We start from the raw sequence: 17,641 nt of genomic DNA on the forward strand, positions 1-17,641 counted from the left end.
AGCAGACTCAGTTTCAGATACTGGGATGGTACGCCTCCATTTTGGCCGTTCAAGGGCCAATGACGGCATCGCACTGTGCCTGTAGGGTGGCGCATGACCATATGAGCTGACGCTAAGATTGCAGGTTTGGCTTATGGCGCATTACGAGGCATTGTTCCGCACGATCAACCCGCCATCCAGCCGCCATCCACCATCAGATTGATGCCGGTGACATAGCTTGCCATGTCGCTGGCCAGGTACAGCGCGGCTCCCGCGACGTCATTCGGGGTGCCGAGCCGCGGCCAGGGCGTGCGGCTGCGTGAATAGGCGAGCGCATCGGGATCGTTGGCGACACCCGGCTTGCCGGTGATGATCTTGCCAGGCGCAATGGCGTTGCAGACGATCAAATCGTCGGCGTGGTCGACTGCGATCTGCCGCGTCATCTGCACGATGGCCCCCTTGCTCACCGAATAGGGAAAATCGCCGGGGCAGGCGACCATGCCGTGCTGCGAGGAAATGTTGATGATGCGGCCACGAACTTCGTTCACCGGCGCCTGGGTCAGCATCTGCATGACGGCGCGCTTGGAGCTGTAGAAGAAGCCTGTGAGGTTGACGCCGATCACGCGATTCCATTGCTCAGGTGTGGTCTCGACCAGGTTGGTGCTGGTGTAGATGGCGGCATTGTTGACCATCACGTCCAGCCGTCCGAACCGCGCGACCGTCGCGCCGATCAGCGCGTCGACCGCGTTCCAGTCCGAAATGTCGGTCGCGACATGCATCGCTGTCCCACCGGCCGACTGGATCAGATCGACGGTGCTCTGGCCGCCTTCGATCGGCAGTTCGACCGTATCGGCAACGATGACGGCGGCACCTTCCGCCGCGAATTTCAGCGCGATGGCGCGGCCGATGCCGGAGCTTCCTCCGGTGACGATCGTGACCTTGTCCTTGAGCAGGGGCATCTCTTCTCCTCAATGTTCCCGGCGCACGACCTTGCCTTGCCCCGGACCGGTCAGCACCTGATCGCGCACGATCTGTCGCCCGCGCAGAAACACATTGGTCAGCCGCGCTTTGACGCTCCAGCCGTCGAACGGCGTGTAGGCTGCGCGGGAAACCTGTTCGGCGTCCGAGATTGAACTGGACAGGCGCGGGTCGACGATCAGCAGGTCGGCGTCGTAGCCGGTGGCGATGCGTCCCTTGCGCCGGCCGAGCCCGAAACGTTCGGCCGGGTTGCGCGCGCACATGCGCACCACATCGGGGTACGTGATCAGCCCTTCGTCGACGAGTTTCAGCATCACCTGCAGCAGCGTCTGCAGCCCTGGCATGCCGCCGGGGATATCGGCGAAAGCAGCGTAAGCGGCGACCTTTTCGGCCGGCGCATGCGGTGCGTGGTCGGTGGCGACGATGTCGATCAGTCCACCCTTCAGTGCAGCGCGCAAGGCCTCGACATCCTGACGCGACCGTAGCGGTGGCGAACCCTTCAGCCTGGCGCCTTGCGTCTCGTAATCGTCGGCGGTGAAGAACAGGTTCTGCGGCGTGGTCTCGACACTGGCATCGGCCCTGTCGCGCAGCCGGCTCCACGCTTCGACGCCCGGTTCCGAATTGATCTGCCGGACATGGATACGCGCGCCGGTCGCGGCGGCGGCAAGCACGGCGCGCGCAACGCCGCCGGCTTCCGCCAGCGGTGGCCGACTGTCGAGAAAGGCCGCGATGGTCCCCGTCTTGTTGCGCTCATTGGCGCCGGTCAGTATCGATTGATCGCCCGGGGAAATGCCGATCAGCGTATCGGCGTGGCCGAAATGTCTGAGTGCCTCGGCAACCATGTCGAAATTGCGAAACAGGAAGGCCTCCGGCACATCGGAGGTGAACAATTCGAACGACACCGGTGCGAGCGCGAGCAGGCCGGCAATGCGCGACAGATCGCGGCTGACCACGGCCTGGAAGCCGACATCGACATGGAGACGGCCTGTCGCCGTCGCCATCTTGTCGGCGAGCTGTTCGGCGCTGGCCGTCCATGGCTCGTCGGTCGGCATGTCGAGCACCGTCGTGACGCCACCAAGTGCCGCCGCATGGGTGCCAGAGGAAAAATCCTCCTTGTGCGTCAGGCCAGGCTCGCGCAGATGCGCATGCGCGTCGACCAGGCCGGGCAGGAGCAGGCAGCCCGAGGCATCCACTACCGTCGCGGCTTCAGCCGTTCCGCCGGGTGTGGTCAGCGCCGCGATCCGGCCGCCGGCAATGCCGACATCGCGCCGTTCCTGCCTCTCGGCGTTGACGACGGTCGCGCCCCTGATCAGCGTCTCGAACATACTCAGCCGTGCCGCTCGAAGCCGGCATGGTTTTCTAGCCAGAACCGGGCAATATCCTCGCGCCGCATGAAGGCTGCAGCAGGTTGTCTCTTCACGTGCTCGATCACTTCGCGCAAGCCGGAGGCACGGTTGGGCTGGCCCATCCAGCGCGCATGAATGCCGATCGTCAGCATGCGGCCGCCGGTCTCGTTGGCTTCGTCGAGCATGTAGTCGATGGCTGAGCGGCAATCCTGCGCGAAGTCGCGCGGATTGCTGTAACCCGGAGCGACGAGATAGCGACTGTCGTTCAGTGTCTTGGAATAGGGCACGACCAGGATCTCGGTGCCCTGGTGGTCCAGGAAGTACGGCAGGTCGTCATTGCAGGGATCGGAGTGGTAGAGAAACCCGCCTTCGCGCACCAACAGATCGCGCGTGTTGACGCTCGGCAGCGAGCGGCAGTTCCAGCCCAGCGGGCGCCGCCCCATCAGCTTCTGGTAGAGCGCGATTGCTTCATGCAGATGGCGCTCCTCCTCGCTGCGCTCCATCGTCGTATAGTCGATCCAGCGCAGCCCGTGGCCGAGCAGGTCGTGACCGCGCGCGTTCATCCATTCGGCGACCGCCGGGTTGCGCTCCAGCGCGACCGCGCAGGCGGAGACGGTGATCGGGATGTCATAGCGGTCGAACAGCCGCGCCAGCCGCCAGACACCGGCACGGCTGCCATATTCGAAATGCGTCTCGGTGCCGAGGTCGCGCACCGGCGGGCTCGAGACGAGATTATACTCGCCCCAATTGTCGTTGCGGCCGTCCTCGAGCCAGGAGTACTCCGAACCCTCTTCGTAATTGAGCACCAGATTGATGGCGAGTTTGACGCCGCCGGGCCATGTCACGAAGGGCGGATGCGGGCCGTAGCCGACGAAGTCGCGCGGTTGCTGAAAATCGGTCGGCATCGCTCTGCTCCTCAACCTTCGTTAGCGGCAATCCAGTCGATGTAATCGTGGAAGGCCTGCTTCGCCGGCGTCGGTCGCCAGTCCGTATCGCGCTCGATGCGGGCAAGGTCATATTCGCCCCACATGCCCGTCTTCAACGCTGCGTTCATGGTGATGTTCGCCGTCTCTTGCGGGCTGACTTCGCTTTTCAGGCCGGGGAAGCGTTCGCTGGCCCAGCCGATGAAGTCGCCGACCGTCTGCGTGCCGCCGCTGCCGATATTGTAGTGCCGATAGCGCAAATCTTCGGCATCGAGCAGCGCCATGACAGCCTTGGCGACGTCGCTCGACAGCACATAGTCGCCGAGCGGCTCAAGGCTGTTCGGCCGGATCGTCTCGCCGGAAAGCGCCATATGGGCGATGCGGTTCGGCAGATGACGGACATTGCGGCTGCCGGTGACGCGGTCCATCGGCCCGTATACCGAGGACAACCTGACCGAGATGGCAGACAGGCCGAACAGATCGGCATAGCGGTTGGTGACCATTTCGGCGGCGAATTTCGAAATGCCGTAAAGCGTCAGCGGCGCGACATAGCCATCCTCGGGCAACGGCTCGCCGCTCCAGTCAGGGCCGTTGTGGCGATAGACCGAACCGGAGCTGACATAGACTAAGCGCTTGACGCCGGGACGGCTGCGCGCCCATTCCAGCATGCGCACCGTGCCCATTAGATTGACGTCGACGATGGCAGCCGGATCGTTGGCTTCCGGAGGCTGCGTCGAGTCGCTGGGGCGCGAATTCGGCGTCACCGTCGCGCCGTGGACGATTGCCGTGATGCCATGGGCGTCGAGTGCTGTCGCCCATTGCGTGGGATCCAGTATGTCTGCGGTGAGCACGGTCAGACGATCGCGTACCGGTGCAAAGAATTTCTCGGCGATCGCGTCGAGGTTGGAGCGATCCAGGATGACGGCGCGAGCGTGCGGATCGCGGTCCAGCCATTCGCGCGCCACCACGCTCATGACAAAACCGGTGCCGCCGGTGACGAGAAGCGTCATGGGAACTCCTTTGAAATCGACTTGAAGGATTCAGCGCGTCGCATAGCCGCCATCCACGAGCATATCGGAGCCGGTGACGAAGGATGCATCCCGCGAAAGCAGGAAGGCAGCTGCCGCCGCGACCTCCTCCGGCTCGGCGATCCGGCCGAGCAGATGGGCGGGGCCGAGCGTGGCATTGGCCGCCTCGAAATCCCTAAAGCCGCGCAGCAGCCGCGTCGTCGCCACCGCGCCCGGCGACAGGCTGTTAACGCGCACCTTGTCGGCGGCGTGGTCGACCGCCATCGCCTTGGCGAGATGAATGAGTCCGGCCTTGGCGGCGCAATAGGCGACGGCCCTGGTGGTGGCGACGCGGCCGAACTGCGAGCCGATGAAGACAACCGATCCGCCGCCGCTTGCCGCGATCAGCGGCACCGCGAACTTGCTCATCAGGAAGGCGCCGGTCAGGCCGACATCGATCTCGCGCCGCCATGCGCTCTCGTCGAGATCGACAACAGTGGCGCTGGTCGACGGTGCGGCGGCATTGTGCACCAGCCCGTCCAGCCGGCCGAATTTTTGTCGCGCGAACTCGACGGCGGCTCGGGCGGAACCGATCTCGGTCACGTCGCACTGGCAGGCGGCTGCCGAAGAGCCAAGCGTGTCGGCAAGTTGGGTTGCAGGTTCGAGATCGTAGTCGGCGCAGACCACCCTTGCGTCCTCGGCGATGCACCGCCTGGCGATCGCCGCACCGATGCCGCTTGCGGCGCCTGCGATCAGGATGACGTTGTCTTGGAGGCGGCTCATGGCGGTCGTCATCAAACGCGCTCCTCGACGGTCTGCACGATATTCGCCGAGACCGGTCGGCGCAGCAGATTATAGCAGGCAGCAAGCGTCACCAGCACTGCGCCGCCGCCCAGCAGCAGGAACATCGCCGGTGCGCCCATATGCGCCATCAGGCCGGCGGAAACGCCGGGCGTCGCCACATTGCCGATCGAGTAGAGCAAAAGCAGCGTGCCGGAGGCGCCGACCATATGCCGGCTGTGCAACTGCGAGGCGCCGAACGCCATCGCCACCGGATAGATGGTCAGCGCCGTGGCGCCATAGAGGAAGAACAGCACGAACAGCAGCGGCTCGGAGAAGTTGCCGAGCCAGGCGATTGTGGCGCACAGCACGACCGACAGCAGGCCTTGCGCCAGCAGGATCAGCCGCCGTTCAAACCGGTCCGACAGCCAGCCGACGGGCGTCTGCGCCAGCATGCCGGCGATGCTGATGGTCGTCACGAGGCCGACCGTCGTCGCCGCCGACAATCCTATCTGGGTGCCGTAGATCGGCGTCAGAACGAAGATGTTCATGTTGGTGATGCCGCCCTGGAAGATGGCAACGACCGTCACCGGCGCCAGCCGGAACAGCGCCAGCGGGCCGAGGCGTTTGACGGGTCCGCTCGCATGTTCCGGTTCGGGCGGAGCGACGGGCAAAGCCGGCCAGCGCCCGCCGACAAATTTGGACACCAGCGCCAGCAGCACCATCGCTGCCGCGACCGGGAACAGATGCGGCGATTGCGGCCCGACCAGCGCGACGAGGAGTTGTCCGAGCAGTACCGCGATCGCCGTCGTCAGCATGTAGAGCGAGAACATCGCGCCGCGATTGTGCTGCTCGGCATAGAGGTTGATCCAGCTCTCGCAGACGACGAACAGCGACGCCATCGACATGCCGCCCAGCAGGCGAAAGCAGATCCAGCTCGGCAGGAAATCGGTGAAGACGAAGCCCGCCGCAGCCAACAGCGCCAGCACAAGGACACCCATGAAGGTGCGCTCATGGCCGTAAAGGGCGACCGCCGGGCGCGTCACCAGGCAGCCGACGAAAAAGCCGACAGGATAAGCAGTAAGCACGATCTGGACGACATCGGACGAAATGCCGGGCTTGCCGAGATGCAGCGAGACGGCCGTGGTCAGCATGGCGCTGCCGATGCAGGCGAGACAGATACCGGTCATGATCGGCAGCAAGGCGCGCGAGCGCTCCGCGTTTTGCCATAGCCGCATCGCGGATTGGGCGATCGACCTCATGGCTGCGCTGCTCCCCTGGCCGCGCCGACACCGACGCCACCCTGAGCGAGAGGCTACACGGGGCAGCAATTGCCGCAAACGAAGATAGATACGGCTATGGCTTTGATTTTTTTGGCCATGCCGATGATGGAAAGCGGCATCTAGGCCGCCGGCAGGGCTTTACAGCGGTTTTGTGCCGTCCATACCATAGGCAAGTTGCCGACATCGCGAGCTGCCAGGAGGAATTCCATGACGATCGAGCGTCTTGAAAACGGCCAACGCTTCTGCCGGGTGCTGCGCTACAACGGCACCGTCTATGTCGCGGGCCTGACGGCGGACGACCTCTCCGGCGACACGACCTCGCAGACCAAGCAGATCCTCGCCAAGATCGATGCCCTTCTGGCCAAAGCCGGCAGCGACAAGACCAAAATCCTCAGCGCCCAGATCTGGCTCAGGGACATCGCCGATTTCGAGATGATGAATACGGCCTGGGACGCCTGGATCGACCGCGGTGCCATGCCGGTGCGCGCCACGGTGGAAGCGCGGCTCGCCGGTGACCAGTACCGCGTCGAGATCATGGTGACGGCGGCGGTCGGCTGAGGCCGATTGGGGTAGGCAAACGCAATGCACGAGCTGGTCATCAAAGGTGGACGCGTCGCGCTCGACGACGGCTGGGCCGACTGCGACATCGGCATCGATGTCGGCCGCATCTCAGCCATCGGCAACGGCCTGTCCGGCGAGACGCTGATCGACGCAAGCAATCGCTGGGTCATGCCTGGCGGCATCGACGCCCATTGCCATCTCGACCAGCCGGTCTGGGGCGGTGCGGGCAATGCCGACGATTTCGAATCCGGTACCATATCGGCGGCCTTCGGCGGCACCACCTGCATCGTCCCGTTCGGCATGCCGGGTCCGGGTATGAGTACCATCGGCGCCATCGATCGGGCGCTCGACCGCGCTTCGGGCCGCGCTGTGATCGACTATGGTTTGCATGCCGTGGTGACGATGGGCACGGGCGCCGATGTCGCGCAGCAGCTCTCCGAGCTTGCCGGGCGTGGCATCGCCTCGGTCAAACTGTTCATGACCTATCAGGGTTTTGCCGTCGACGACGATCTCTTCTTCAAGGTGCTCGATGCCGCCCACACTCTTGGCTGGATCGTCATGGTCCATGCCGAGAACGACGCCGCGATCCGGCGCACGCGCCAGCGGCTGATCGATCTCGGCCGCACCGATATCCGCTACCACGTCGTCGCTCACAGCGAGACCATGGAGCGCGAGGCGACGCACCGCGCTCTGGCCTTTGCGGAAATGACCGGCGCGCGCATGACCGTCGTGCATGTCTCGTCCTGGCAGTCGGCCGAAGAAGTAGCGCGGGCGCGCTCACGCGGCGTCGATGCGATCGCCGAGACCTGTCCGCAGTATCTCTTCATCGGCGGGGCTGATCTCGATCGTCCGGCACTCGATGCTGCGCGTTTCGTCTTTTCGCCCCCGCCGCGTTCGCCGCGCAGTCACGAGCATCTGTGGCAGGCATTGATCGATGGCGGCATCGACCTCTGGTCCTCCGACCATTCACCCTATTACTTCGCCGACAAGATCGGCAGGTCGCAGACACCCGGTTTCACCACCACGCTAAGTGGCATTCCCGGCATCGAGACCCGTCTGCCGCTGCTGTTCTCCGAAGGGCTTTTGACCGGCAGGCTGACGCTCGACCGCTATCTCGATCTCACCTCGCGCAATGCCGCTGCGATTTACGGTTTCGCCGATCGCAAGGGCAGCATAGCGGTCGGCCTCCATGCCGATCTGGCGCTGTGGGATCCCGAAGCGACCTGGACGCTCGGCCACGCCGCTTTGCATTCGCGCGTCGACTTCACGCCTTACGAGGGCAAGAGCGTGACAGGCAAGCCGACCACCGTTCTGGTGCGCGGCGTGCCGGTGATCGCCGACGGTGTGCTGAAGGCAAAGCCGGGCCTTGGACAATTTGTCGAGCGCAGCGCCGCCGATCCGGCCCGCTCGGGAAAACCAGTCGAGGAGACGACGCCATGGCTCGATGCCTGACCATTGCGGTCGCCCAGACCGGGCCGATCCAGCGCAGCGCGATGCGTGCCGAGACCGTCGATCGCCTCATCCATCTGCTGGAGCAATCCGCCGCTGCGGGCGCGGAGATTGCCGTCTTTCCCGAGATGGCGCTGACCACCTTCTTTCCGCGCTGGCGCATCGACGATCAGGCGGAGATCGACGCCTTCTTCGAATGCGCGATGCCGGGGCCGGAAACGCAGCGGCTCTACGATGCGGCAGCCCGCCTGAAGGTCGGCTTCGCGCTCGGCTATTGCGAACTTGCGCAGGAGGACGGCCGCACGCGCCATTTCAACACCATGGATCTGGTCGGCCCGGACGGGCGCTTCATCGGCCGCTACCGCAAGATGCATGTGCCGGGCTCGGCCGAGCCGGAAGAAGGCACGACCACGCATCTGGAGCGGCGCTATTTCGAGCCGGGCAATCTCGGCTTTCCGGTCTTCGACTATGGCGGCGTGCGCGTCGGCATGGCGATCTGCAACGACCGCCGCTGGCCGGAGACTTACCGCATGCTCTGCCTCAACGGCGCGGAGGTGGCGGTGCTCGGCTACAACACGCCGCTGCTGCTCGATGAGGCGCCGGCGCTGGCGCATCTCAGAATGTTCCACAACCATCTGCCGATGCAGGCCGGCGCCTACCAGAACACGCTGTGGGTGGCCGCCGCCGCCAAGGCCGGCCTCGAAGACGGCCAGGCGCTGATCGGCGGCTCCTGCATCATCGCACCGACCGGCGAGATTGCGGCGCAGGCGATTTCGCTCGGCGACGAGGTCATCGTCCATCGTGCCGACCTCGACCTCATCGCCACCTGCCGGAAGGTGAATTTCGACTTCGCGCTCTATCGCCGCCCGGATCAATATCGCCTGATCAGCGAGCCCGCCGGTTCGCATGTCTGATCTGGGCCGCGACCGATCTGCCGAGTGCATCGCGCCGCCGCCGGCCATTCCGCTATCGCTGGCCGAGATCGTCGAGAACGGACTTTGCATCGGTTGCGGGCTCTGCCGGTCGCTCGCTGGTCCGCAAGAAATCGAGATGATCATGACGCCAGAGGGGCGCCTGCGGCCGGTCGCCCGCGTGGCGCTGAACCATTCGACCCTGACCCGGATCAACGCCGTCTGCCCGGGAACGCGGATCGCAGGCCCGCCGCCGTCGCAAACAGCTACAGCCGCGCTGACAGACACGGTATGGGGGCCTGCCGAGCGGGTCAGCCTCGGCTATGCCGGAGACCCGGCGGTGCGGTTCCAGGCATCGAGCGGCGGCGTGTTGACGGCGCTTGGCCAGTTCCTGCTGACGTCCGGCCGCGTCAACTTCGTCCTGCACGTCTCCGCATCGCGGACCGCGCCGATGCGCAGCGAGCGGCAGCTGAGCTTCGATGCCGCGTCGGTTCTCGAAGGCGCCGGCTCGCGCTACGGGCCGGTCGCGCCGCTTGAGAATTTCAGCGAGATACTCGCTCGCGGCAAACCCTTCGCGCTGATCGCCAAGCCTTGCGATATCACCGCCGTTCGCAATCTGGCTCGGCACGATCCGCGCGTCGACAAATACATGAGCTATGCGCTCGCTTTCGTCTGCGGCGGCGCATCCGACCTGTCGAAATCCGAACAGGTGCTGCAGCGCTTCGGCCTCGCCGAAGACGAGCTCGCGCTGTTCCGCTACCGGGGTTACGGCAATCCCGGCCCCAACCGGATCGAGACGAAAGACGGCCGCGCCTTCCAGCTCAGCTACCGGCAGCTGTGGGAGGACGAGGACAAATGGATGATCCAGCCGCGCTGCAAGATCTGCCCCGACGCCATCGGCCAGGTCGCTGACATCGTCGCGTCCGATGCCTGGCTGAATGGCGGGCCGGCGGTCGATGACGAAGCCCTCAACGGCATCATCGTGCGCACCAGGCGTGGCCTCGAGCTGTTCGACGCGGCGGTCGCAGCCGGCGCGCTGGCGATCAAGCGCGAGAGCAGCTTTGCCGAACTCGGCGAACTGCAGTCGCATCAGACGCGCAAGCGTCGCGCGGTCTGGGCGCGGCTGAAAGGCATCGCGATTGCCGGCAAGCCGATACCTGTGGTCACCGATCTTGCCCTGGAAGATTGCGCCCGGCAAAACGCTCTGGCCGACAATCTCGTCGAAGGCCGCGGCGCCCGTGACCGCGCCAAACGCGGGCGACTGGGCGAACCGCGACCGGTGCCGCGCGGCGAAGTCGTGATAGTGAAGGATGGATGTCCATGAGTGCCGCTGAAGAAACGGACGTGATCGTCATTGGCGGTGGCATGGCTGGCGCCGGCGCTGCCTTCGAGATCAGCCGGTCGGCCAAGGTGGTGCTGCTCGAGCGCGAGAGCCATTGCGGCTACCACACCACCGGCCGCTCGGCGGCAAGCTTTACCGAAAACTACGGCAACGGCGTCATCCGCCGCATCGTGCTTGCCAGCCGCTCGTTCCTGACCGAACCGCCGGCCGGCTTTTCCGACTATCCGTTGCTGAGCAAGCGCGGCATGATTACCGTCGCCCGCGCCGACCAGCTTGAGCTCCTAGCGCAAGATCTGGAGGCGGCTCAAGCGCTGGTTCCGTCCATCGTCGCCATGACGCCCGCCGAGGCGATCCAGCGCGTGCCGGTGCTGCGCGCCGACTATCTCGCCGGCGCCTATATCGAACCGCATTCGATGGACATCGACGTCAACGGCCTGCACCAGGGTTTTCTGCGCGGCGCCCGTGCACGAGGCGCCAGGATCGTCACCAACGCCGGCGTCAAGGTGGTCGACCGGCAAGGCGGCCAGTGGCGGGTCGACACCCCGGCCGGAACCTTTCTTGCGCCGCGCATCGTCAACGCCGCCGGCGCCTGGGGCGATGAGATTGCCGTCATGGCCGGCGTCCGCCCCGTCGGCCTGCAGCCGAAGCGCCGCACCGCCTTCAACATTCCCGCACCTGCGGGCGTCGACATATCGGACTGGCCGCTGGTCCACGATGTCGGCGCCGAGTTCTACTTCAAGCCGGATGCCGGGCAACTCTTCGTCTCGCCGGCCGATGCGACGCTGTCGCCGCCGATGGATGCCTATGCCGAGGACATCGACGTCGCCGTCGGCGCCGAGCGTCTCGAAAGGGCCACCACGATCGAGGTGCAGCGCGTGTCGCGCTCCTGGGCTGGTCTGCGCACTTTTGTCGCCGACGGTTCGCCCGTCGTCGGTCCGGATGACGAGGCGCCGGATTTCATCTGGCTGGTCGGGCAGGGCGGCTACGGCATCAAGACCTCGCCCGCATTGTCGCGCGTTTGCGCCAGCTTGATCGCCGGCGGCGGCATGCCGGATGATGTCGCAAGGCAAGGCGTATACCTGGCGGACCTCACGCCGAACCGGCTGCGCGGCGCTCAATCCACGCGGGCTGCTTCATGAGCGATGCTGGACTTACGGCCGGCGGCATTCTGGCCGGGCGGCTGCTGGAGACGCTGGCGCAAGCCACCACCGATGCGCCGGGCATCACGCGCGTCGCCTACGGACCCGGCGAGCGTTTTGCCCACGCTCTCATGCGCGAGGAAGCGGAAAAGCTCGGCGCCGTCGCGCGCGTCGATGCCGCCGGCAATCTCTATTTGACGCGGAGAGGTCGCGACCCGGCCCTGCCGGCGATCGTCATCGGCTCGCATCTCGACAGCGTGCCGCATGGCGGCAATTTCGACGGTGCCGCCGGTGTCGTGGCCGGGCTTGCAGTGATGGCCGAACTGGCCGGGCAAGGCATGCCGCGCGACCTGATCGTGCTGGTGACGCGCGCCGAGGAAGCGGTGTGGTTTCCGCTATCTTATCCCGGCAGTCAGGCCGCGCTCGGGCTGCTCGATCCTGCAGCGCTGGACGCGAAGCGGTCGGACAGTGGCCGCAGCCTGGCCGATCACATGCGCGAAGAAGGCTTTGACCCCGATGCCGTGCGGCGTGGCGTGCCGGGTATCGACGCCTCCCGCATCGCGTCTTTCGTCGAAGCCCACATCGAACAGGGACCGCGCCTGGTCGCCGCTGGCGTGCCGGTCGGCATCGTCACCGGCATTGCCGGCGGTTTCCGCTATGTCGATGCCAAATGCTTCGGCGCTTACGCCCATTCCGGCGCCGAGCCGCGCTTTGCTCGGCATGACAGCGCGCTCGGTTTCGCCGATCTGGTCGCCGGCCTCGAAGCGGAATGGGACGCGCTCGAGCGCGAGGGACACGAAGCCACCATCACCTTCGGCCGCGTGCAGTCCGACCCCTCGCAACATGGCGGCAGTCGCGTGCTCGGCGAGCTCGGTTTCACCCTCGATGTGCGCAGCGCCGAGGCCGTTGTTCTTGAGCGGATTGAAGCAAGGTTGCACGCGCTCTTCGCCGAGGTAGGCACGAAGCGCGGCGTCACGTTCGAAGCCGGGTCACGCTTCACTTGGGAGCCGGCGACCATGTCGCAAGCTTTCATCGCAAGGCTGGATCGCGCTGCCGCCGATTTGCAGATGCCCGCGCCGCATGTGCCGAGCGGGGCAGGGCACGACGCCGCCACCTTTGCCGGCGCGAGCATTCCGACCGCCATGCTGTTCGTCCGCAACGAGAATGGCAGCCACAATCCGCATGAGGCGATGGAGATCGCCGATCTCAATCAGGCGATCCGTCTGCTCCTGCGCTTCGTCACCGATTTCGACAAGGATCAGCCATGAACCACGCCGCCTTGCTCGTCATCGACCTACAGAACGAATACCGGCCCGGCGCCGCCTGGCCGGTCGTTGGCTACGACGCCGTGCTCGCCAATGCCGCCCGCCTGATTGCCGAAGCCCGCGCTGCCGGCATTACGGTCATCCATGCGCAGGCCTGGGTGAAGCCGGAAGAGCGCGCCGGCTATGCCAGGCAGGAGGAGATCCTGACCGAGGAGTTTCGTTCGGCCGTGGCCGGCAGTGAGGGCGCCGACATTTGCGCCGAAGTGGCGACGCTGCCTGGCGACATTGTCATCCACAAGCACTGGCCGAGCGCCTTTCGCCGCACCGATCTTTCGCAGCGGCTTGCTGATCTCAAGATCGAAAACCTTGTTGTCGCCGGCGTGCTCACCGACAGCTGCGTGACCGAGAGCGTGTTCGACGCCGTCTATCAGGGCTTTCGGGTCTGGCTGGTCAAGGACGCTTGCGGCAGCATGAGCGAGGCCATGCACCGCACCGGCATGCTCGACATGGCCAACCGCCTCTATGGCGGCGGCATATTGCGCATGCCCGAGGTGCTGAAGGCGCTCGCCGGTCAGAGTTTTGACGGCTGGCGCTGCACAAGGCCGGTGCAGTTTGTCTACACGCTGGAGACGGTCGACAGCCTCTACGAAGCGCTGTGATCCGCGCCGCAGCCGCACGCGCTTCTGACGATCGTCTTTGAAGTGCTGGGCTTGAGCACCGCGCCTGGCCGCGCCCCGGTCGCCTTTCCGTCACTCCACACGGACACACCGTTGACGAAGACATGCTCGATGCCGGCAGCCGGTTGGCGCGGCTCTTCGAAGGTCGCGGTGTCGATGATCGTCTGCGGATCGAAGATCGTCAGGTCGGCGAAATTGCCGACCGCCAGCGTGCCGCGCTGCGCGATGCCGAATTCACGCGCCGCAAGCCCGGTCATCCGGAACACCGCCTCTTCCAGGCTGAACAGGCCGACATCCCTGGCATAGTGGCCGAGCACGCGCGGAAATGTCCCCCACAGGCGCGGATGTGGGTGGATGTCGTGCGGTAGGCCATCCGAACCGATCATCGTGCGTGGATGCGCGATGATGGTGCGAACATCCGTCTCGTCGAGCTGGAAATAGACTGCGCCCGCCGGCAGCAGGCGCTTACCAGCCTCGCGTTCGCTGCAATTCCACTCGCGCGCAATGTCGGCGATCTCGCGCCGCGCCATTTCGGGGTGCGGCGTAGACCAGGTGATGAGGATCTTCAGCCCGGTGTCGCACCGCTCCAGCCGAAGCACCGTCGAGCTCGCGGCATAGGGGTAGACATCCATGCCGATGTCCATGGTCGCGCGCGCCTGGTCGATGCGCTTCAGCGAAGGACCGCTCTTGCCAAAATTGGCACGGCCCGTGCATTGGTGATGTGAGATGAACAGCTTGCCGCCGGCATGGCCGGCAATGTCGATGGCTTCCTCGATCGCCTCATCCATTGTCTCGAAATAGTTACGCGTATGGGTGACGTACGGCCCGCCGAGGCTTGCCGCCGTCGCCGCAAGCGCCTTGACCTCTTCAGTCGAAGAGTTGACGGCTGGCGGGTAGTCGAGCCCGGTGCTGAGGCCGAACGCGCCCTCGGCCATTGCCTCAGCGACCGTCTCCTGCATTAGCGCCGCCTCCGCCTCGTTGGCCGGGCGGTCGGTCACCGGCATGCAGCGCTGGCGCAAGGTGGTGTGGCCGACGAGCAGGGCAGCGTTGGTGGCGATGCCGCGCTGGCGGAGTTCTGCGACGTAATCGGCGAAACGGTCGAAGCGAAAATTCTCCTGGCCGCCGACCAGCGTGAAGGGCGGCGGCGGGGCGCGATCCAGCAGCAAAGGCGCAAGGCTGATGCCGCAATTGCCGGCGATCACCGTCGTCACGCCCTGGCTGATCTTCGGCACCATGCCATCGGGTGCCAGCAGCGCGCCGTCATCATGGGTGTGCACGTCGATGAAGCCCGGCGCGACTATCTTGCCCGAAGCGTCGATCTCTTGTGCACCACGTGCGTCGCCCAGGTCGCCGATGGCGGCGATCCTGTCGCCGTCGATAGCGACGTCGGCCTCGAAGCGATCGGAACCGTCGCCTGAAATCAGCGTGCCATGGCGGATGACGAGATCGTATGGCATTGCTGTCAGCCGTCCGGATTGGCGGCGATCTCCTCGCGGCGGCGCGCGACATAGGCGTCGAGCTCCTCGCGGATCGCGGGATCCATCACTGGCTCCTCGTAATCATGCAATGCCTGCTGCCAGAGTTCGGTGGCGCGCTCCAGCGCATCCTTGCCGCCGGCTTCCTCCCAGGCGCCATGGTTTTGCCAGTTGGACAGCATCGGCTGGTAGAAGGCGGTGGTGTAGCGCGACATTGTGTGTTCGGCGCCGAAGAAATGGCCGCCGGCCGGCACCGACTTGATCGCCTCGAAACCGAGATCATCCTCCTGGAACGGCAACGGTCGCAGGAACTCCATCATGTTCTGCAAGATCTCGACATCGAGCACGAGCTTTTCGTAGGAGGCCGTCAGCCCGCCTTCGAGCCAGCCCGCCGCGTGGTAGATCAGATTGGCGCCGCCAAGCACCGCGCCCCATGTCGCCATCTCGGTCTCATAGGCGGCCTGCAGATCGACGACGTTCGAAGCATTCGCATTGGAGGTGCGGTAGGGCAGGTTGTAGCGCCGCGCGAGCTGCCCGGCGATGATGTTGGCCTTGGCGTTCTCCGGCGTGCCGAAGGCCGGCGCGCCCGACTTCATGTCGACATTGGAGGTGAAGGCGCCGTACATCACCGGCGTGCCGGGATTGACCAGCTGCGTCAGCACCACGCCGAACAGCGCTTCGGCGTTTTGCTGGCAAAGCGCCGCCGCCAATGTCACCGGCGTCATCGCGCCCATCAGCGTGAAGGGGGTGACAGTCACCGGCTGGCCGTGCTCGGCCATGGCGATCAGGCCTTCGGCCATGGCGTCGTCGAACAGGCGCGGCGAGTTGATCGAGATGATCGTCGTCACGCCCGGCGAGGCTCGCATCTCCTCGACGCTGATGCCGCGCGCGATCGCCATCATGCTGATGCCGTCCATCGCCCTGGCGCGGCCGATCGCCGTGCAGTGGAAGGAGAGGTCGCTCAGCGTCAGATTTGCGTAATAGGTATCGAGATGGCGCGCATTGGCCGGCAGTTCCATCGGCGCCACAACCTGGTTGCCGATGATGTGGATGGCGTTGAAGTGGTGCGCCAGCCGGATGAAGTTCTGATAGTCGGGCAGGTTGCCCTGGCGGCGGCCATTGATGCGGTCATGCACATTGGGCGGGCCGGCGACGAGGCCGAACACCAGCGAATTGCCGCCGAGATGGACCTGCTTTTGCGGATTGCGGCTGGTCAGCCTGAAAGAGGACGGAACCGCCCGTAGCGCCTCGGTAACCAGGCTCTCGTCGATCCTGATGGTCTTTTCCTCGCGGTCGACGATCGCGCCTGCTGCAGCAAACAGATCCATTACCTTTTCGCTCATGACGCGGATGCCGAGTTCCGACAGGATGCGCATCGAGGTGTCGTGCAGACGCTGCATCCGATCCTCGTCCAGCAACTGCATCGGCGGATAGGGGTTCTCCACATGCTGCCAGGGCAGCTGCGCGATGCCGCCGCCGCTGCGTCCGATCTTCGATCTGCGGCCCCCGCCGCGCCTGTCCTGCGTCATTTGTTTCGTTCTCCCGGCCTCAGTAGCCGCGCTCCGGATTGACTGTGTTTTCCAGCGTCTGGCCGCTGCGGTAGCGCTTGAGATTGTCGGCAAACATCCGCACCGATTTGATATCCCAGCCCTCGTAGACCGCCGCACAATGTGGCGTGATGGCGACATTGTCGTAGCCCCACAAAGGATGGTCCGCCGGCAGCGGTTCTGTGCCGAACACGTCCAGCGCCGCGCCCTTGATCCGCCTGCCGTCGAGGGCTTCGAGCAACGCTGCCTCGTCGGTCACGCCACCGCGCGAGATATCGATCAGCACGGCGGATGGCTTCATCGCCGCAAACGCCGCTCTGCCGAGCAATCCGCGCGTGCTGGCCAGCAGCGGCACGCAGCAGACGATGAAGTCGGCGCGACCGAGCAGAGCAAGCAGAGCATCCGGGTCGTGCACCTCGTCAAGGCTGGGCATCGGCTTTGGCCGGGCGCGGATGCCGAGCGTTTCCATGCCCATCGCCTTGGCGCGCATAGCAACGGCCGTACCGGTCTTGCCGAGGCCGATGACAAGGACCGTCTTGCCTTCGATCGGCTCGACACGGCCACCGCCCCACTGGCGTGCCTGCTGGCGGCGCTCGAAACCGCGCAGGTCGAGCGAGAAGGACAGCATGGCGCCCAGCGCATATTCCGCCAGCATGCCGGCGGCGACGCCGGCCGAATTGGTCACCGTGACGCGCGCCGGATCCCAGCGCCCGAGATGATCCGTGCCGGACCCACCGACCGATACCCACTTCACGGTCGCGCTTTCGATAAGCGCTTGGCGGGGAAAGCGCGGCGTCCCGTCGAAGCGAACGGTATAGACCACCTCCGCGGCAATCTGCTCGATCAGGCCAGGCAGGGCAGCGTAGGTATCGCAGGCGCAGATGGTGAGATCCGGATGCGTCTCGCCGAGCACCGCCATCGCTGCCGCCGGCCGGTCGGTGTGCAGGATGACGGTGGGGTGAGCCGACATGTCTTGCGC

At 65.4% G+C, this 17,641-nt stretch carries 16 protein-coding genes; 7 read left to right on the forward strand and 9 right to left on the reverse strand.

All coding sequences use genetic code 11. From position 1 onward, the window contains the following. Window positions 1-164: 164 nt before the first annotated feature. From ACYHH6_RS13820 to ACYHH6_RS13845, 6 genes are read right to left on the reverse strand one after another with little or no spacing between them, the layout of a single operon-like run. A complete protein-coding gene (locus tag ACYHH6_RS13820; protein ID WP_352589259.1) occupies window positions 165-938 on the reverse strand; it encodes an SDR family NAD(P)-dependent oxidoreductase in 774 nt (257 codons plus the stop codon). A 9-nt stretch (window positions 939-947) separates the two neighbouring features. Further along, entirely contained in the window at window positions 948-2,282 is a 1,335-nt protein-coding gene (locus tag ACYHH6_RS13825) for a dihydroorotase (RefSeq protein ID WP_352589256.1), read from the reverse strand. Window positions 2,283-2,284: 2 nt separating this feature from the next. Next, window positions 2,285-3,208 carry an allantoinase PuuE gene (locus tag ACYHH6_RS13830; protein WP_352589253.1) on the reverse strand — a complete coding sequence of 308 codons (924 nt, stop codon included), beginning with the start codon at window positions 3,206-3,208 and terminating at the stop codon, window positions 2,285-2,287. 11 nt (window positions 3,209-3,219) lie between these two features. Continuing rightward, window positions 3,220-4,236 carry an NAD-dependent epimerase/dehydratase family protein gene (locus ACYHH6_RS13835; protein ID WP_352589250.1) on the reverse strand — a complete coding sequence of 339 codons (1,017 nt, stop codon included), beginning with the start codon at window positions 4,234-4,236 and terminating at the stop codon, window positions 3,220-3,222. A 30-nt stretch (window positions 4,237-4,266) separates the two neighbouring features. Next, entirely contained in the window at window positions 4,267-5,028 is a 762-nt protein-coding gene (locus ACYHH6_RS13840) for an SDR family NAD(P)-dependent oxidoreductase (RefSeq protein ID WP_352589247.1), read from the reverse strand. After that, complete coding sequence (locus ACYHH6_RS13845; protein WP_352589244.1) at window positions 5,028-6,275, reverse strand: MFS transporter; 1,248 nt, start codon at window positions 6,273-6,275, stop codon at window positions 5,028-5,030. Before ACYHH6_RS13845 ends, ACYHH6_RS13840 begins: the two co-directional genes overlap by 1 nt. Window positions 6,276-6,503: 228 nt before the next feature. Between ACYHH6_RS13845 and ACYHH6_RS13850 the strand changes: the two genes are divergently transcribed. From ACYHH6_RS13850 to ACYHH6_RS13880, 7 genes are read left to right on the forward strand one after another with little or no spacing between them, the layout of a single operon-like run. After that, window positions 6,504-6,854, forward strand: a complete 351-nt coding sequence (locus tag ACYHH6_RS13850) for a RidA family protein (protein ID WP_352589241.1) — start codon at window positions 6,504-6,506, stop codon at window positions 6,852-6,854. 24 nt (window positions 6,855-6,878) lie between these two features. Continuing rightward, complete coding sequence (gene hydA / locus ACYHH6_RS13855; protein ID WP_352589239.1) at window positions 6,879-8,309, forward strand: dihydropyrimidinase; 1,431 nt, start codon at window positions 6,879-6,881, stop codon at window positions 8,307-8,309. Continuing rightward, complete coding sequence (locus ACYHH6_RS13860; protein WP_352589236.1) at window positions 8,294-9,220, forward strand: nitrilase-related carbon-nitrogen hydrolase; 927 nt, start codon at window positions 8,294-8,296, stop codon at window positions 9,218-9,220. Before hydA ends, ACYHH6_RS13860 begins: the two co-directional genes overlap by 16 nt. Next, complete coding sequence (locus ACYHH6_RS13865) at window positions 9,213-10,541, forward strand: Coenzyme F420 hydrogenase/dehydrogenase, beta subunit C-terminal domain (RefSeq protein WP_352589233.1); 1,329 nt, start codon at window positions 9,213-9,215, stop codon at window positions 10,539-10,541. The genes ACYHH6_RS13860 and ACYHH6_RS13865 overlap by 8 nt, the downstream gene beginning before the upstream one ends. Next, window positions 10,538-11,698 (forward strand): NAD(P)/FAD-dependent oxidoreductase, encoded by a 1,161-nt coding sequence (locus ACYHH6_RS13870; protein WP_352589230.1) that lies wholly within the window; start codon window positions 10,538-10,540, stop codon window positions 11,696-11,698. The genes ACYHH6_RS13865 and ACYHH6_RS13870 overlap by 4 nt, the downstream gene beginning before the upstream one ends. After that, on the forward strand, window positions 11,695-12,966 hold the full coding sequence (locus ACYHH6_RS13875; protein ID WP_352589227.1) for a hydantoinase/carbamoylase family amidase: 1,272 nt from the start codon (window positions 11,695-11,697) through the stop codon (window positions 12,964-12,966). The genes ACYHH6_RS13870 and ACYHH6_RS13875 overlap by 4 nt, the downstream gene beginning before the upstream one ends. Next, complete coding sequence (locus ACYHH6_RS13880; RefSeq protein ID WP_352589224.1) at window positions 12,963-13,622, forward strand: cysteine hydrolase family protein; 660 nt, start codon at window positions 12,963-12,965, stop codon at window positions 13,620-13,622. Before ACYHH6_RS13875 ends, ACYHH6_RS13880 begins: the two co-directional genes overlap by 4 nt. Here ACYHH6_RS13880 and ACYHH6_RS13885 read toward each other — a convergent pair. Genes ACYHH6_RS13885 through ACYHH6_RS13895 form a run of 3 tightly spaced genes read right to left on the reverse strand, consistent with a single transcriptional unit; the run spans window position 13,607 to window position 17,632 of the window. After that, a complete protein-coding gene (locus tag ACYHH6_RS13885; RefSeq protein WP_352589221.1) occupies window positions 13,607-15,097 on the reverse strand; it encodes an N-acyl-D-amino-acid deacylase family protein in 1,491 nt (496 codons plus the stop codon). The two genes, ACYHH6_RS13880 and ACYHH6_RS13885, sit on opposite strands and share 16 nt — an antisense overlap. A 5-nt stretch (window positions 15,098-15,102) precedes the next feature. Next, on the reverse strand, window positions 15,103-16,644 hold the full coding sequence (locus ACYHH6_RS13890; protein WP_352589218.1) for a trimethylamine methyltransferase family protein: 1,542 nt from the start codon (window positions 16,642-16,644) through the stop codon (window positions 15,103-15,105). 19 nt (window positions 16,645-16,663) lie between these two features. Further along, entirely contained in the window at window positions 16,664-17,632 is a 969-nt protein-coding gene (locus ACYHH6_RS13895; protein WP_352589215.1) for a D-2-hydroxyacid dehydrogenase, read from the reverse strand. Window positions 17,633-17,641 lie beyond the last annotated feature (9 nt).

Source organism: Mesorhizobium sp. P171375 (assembly GCF_057786075.1).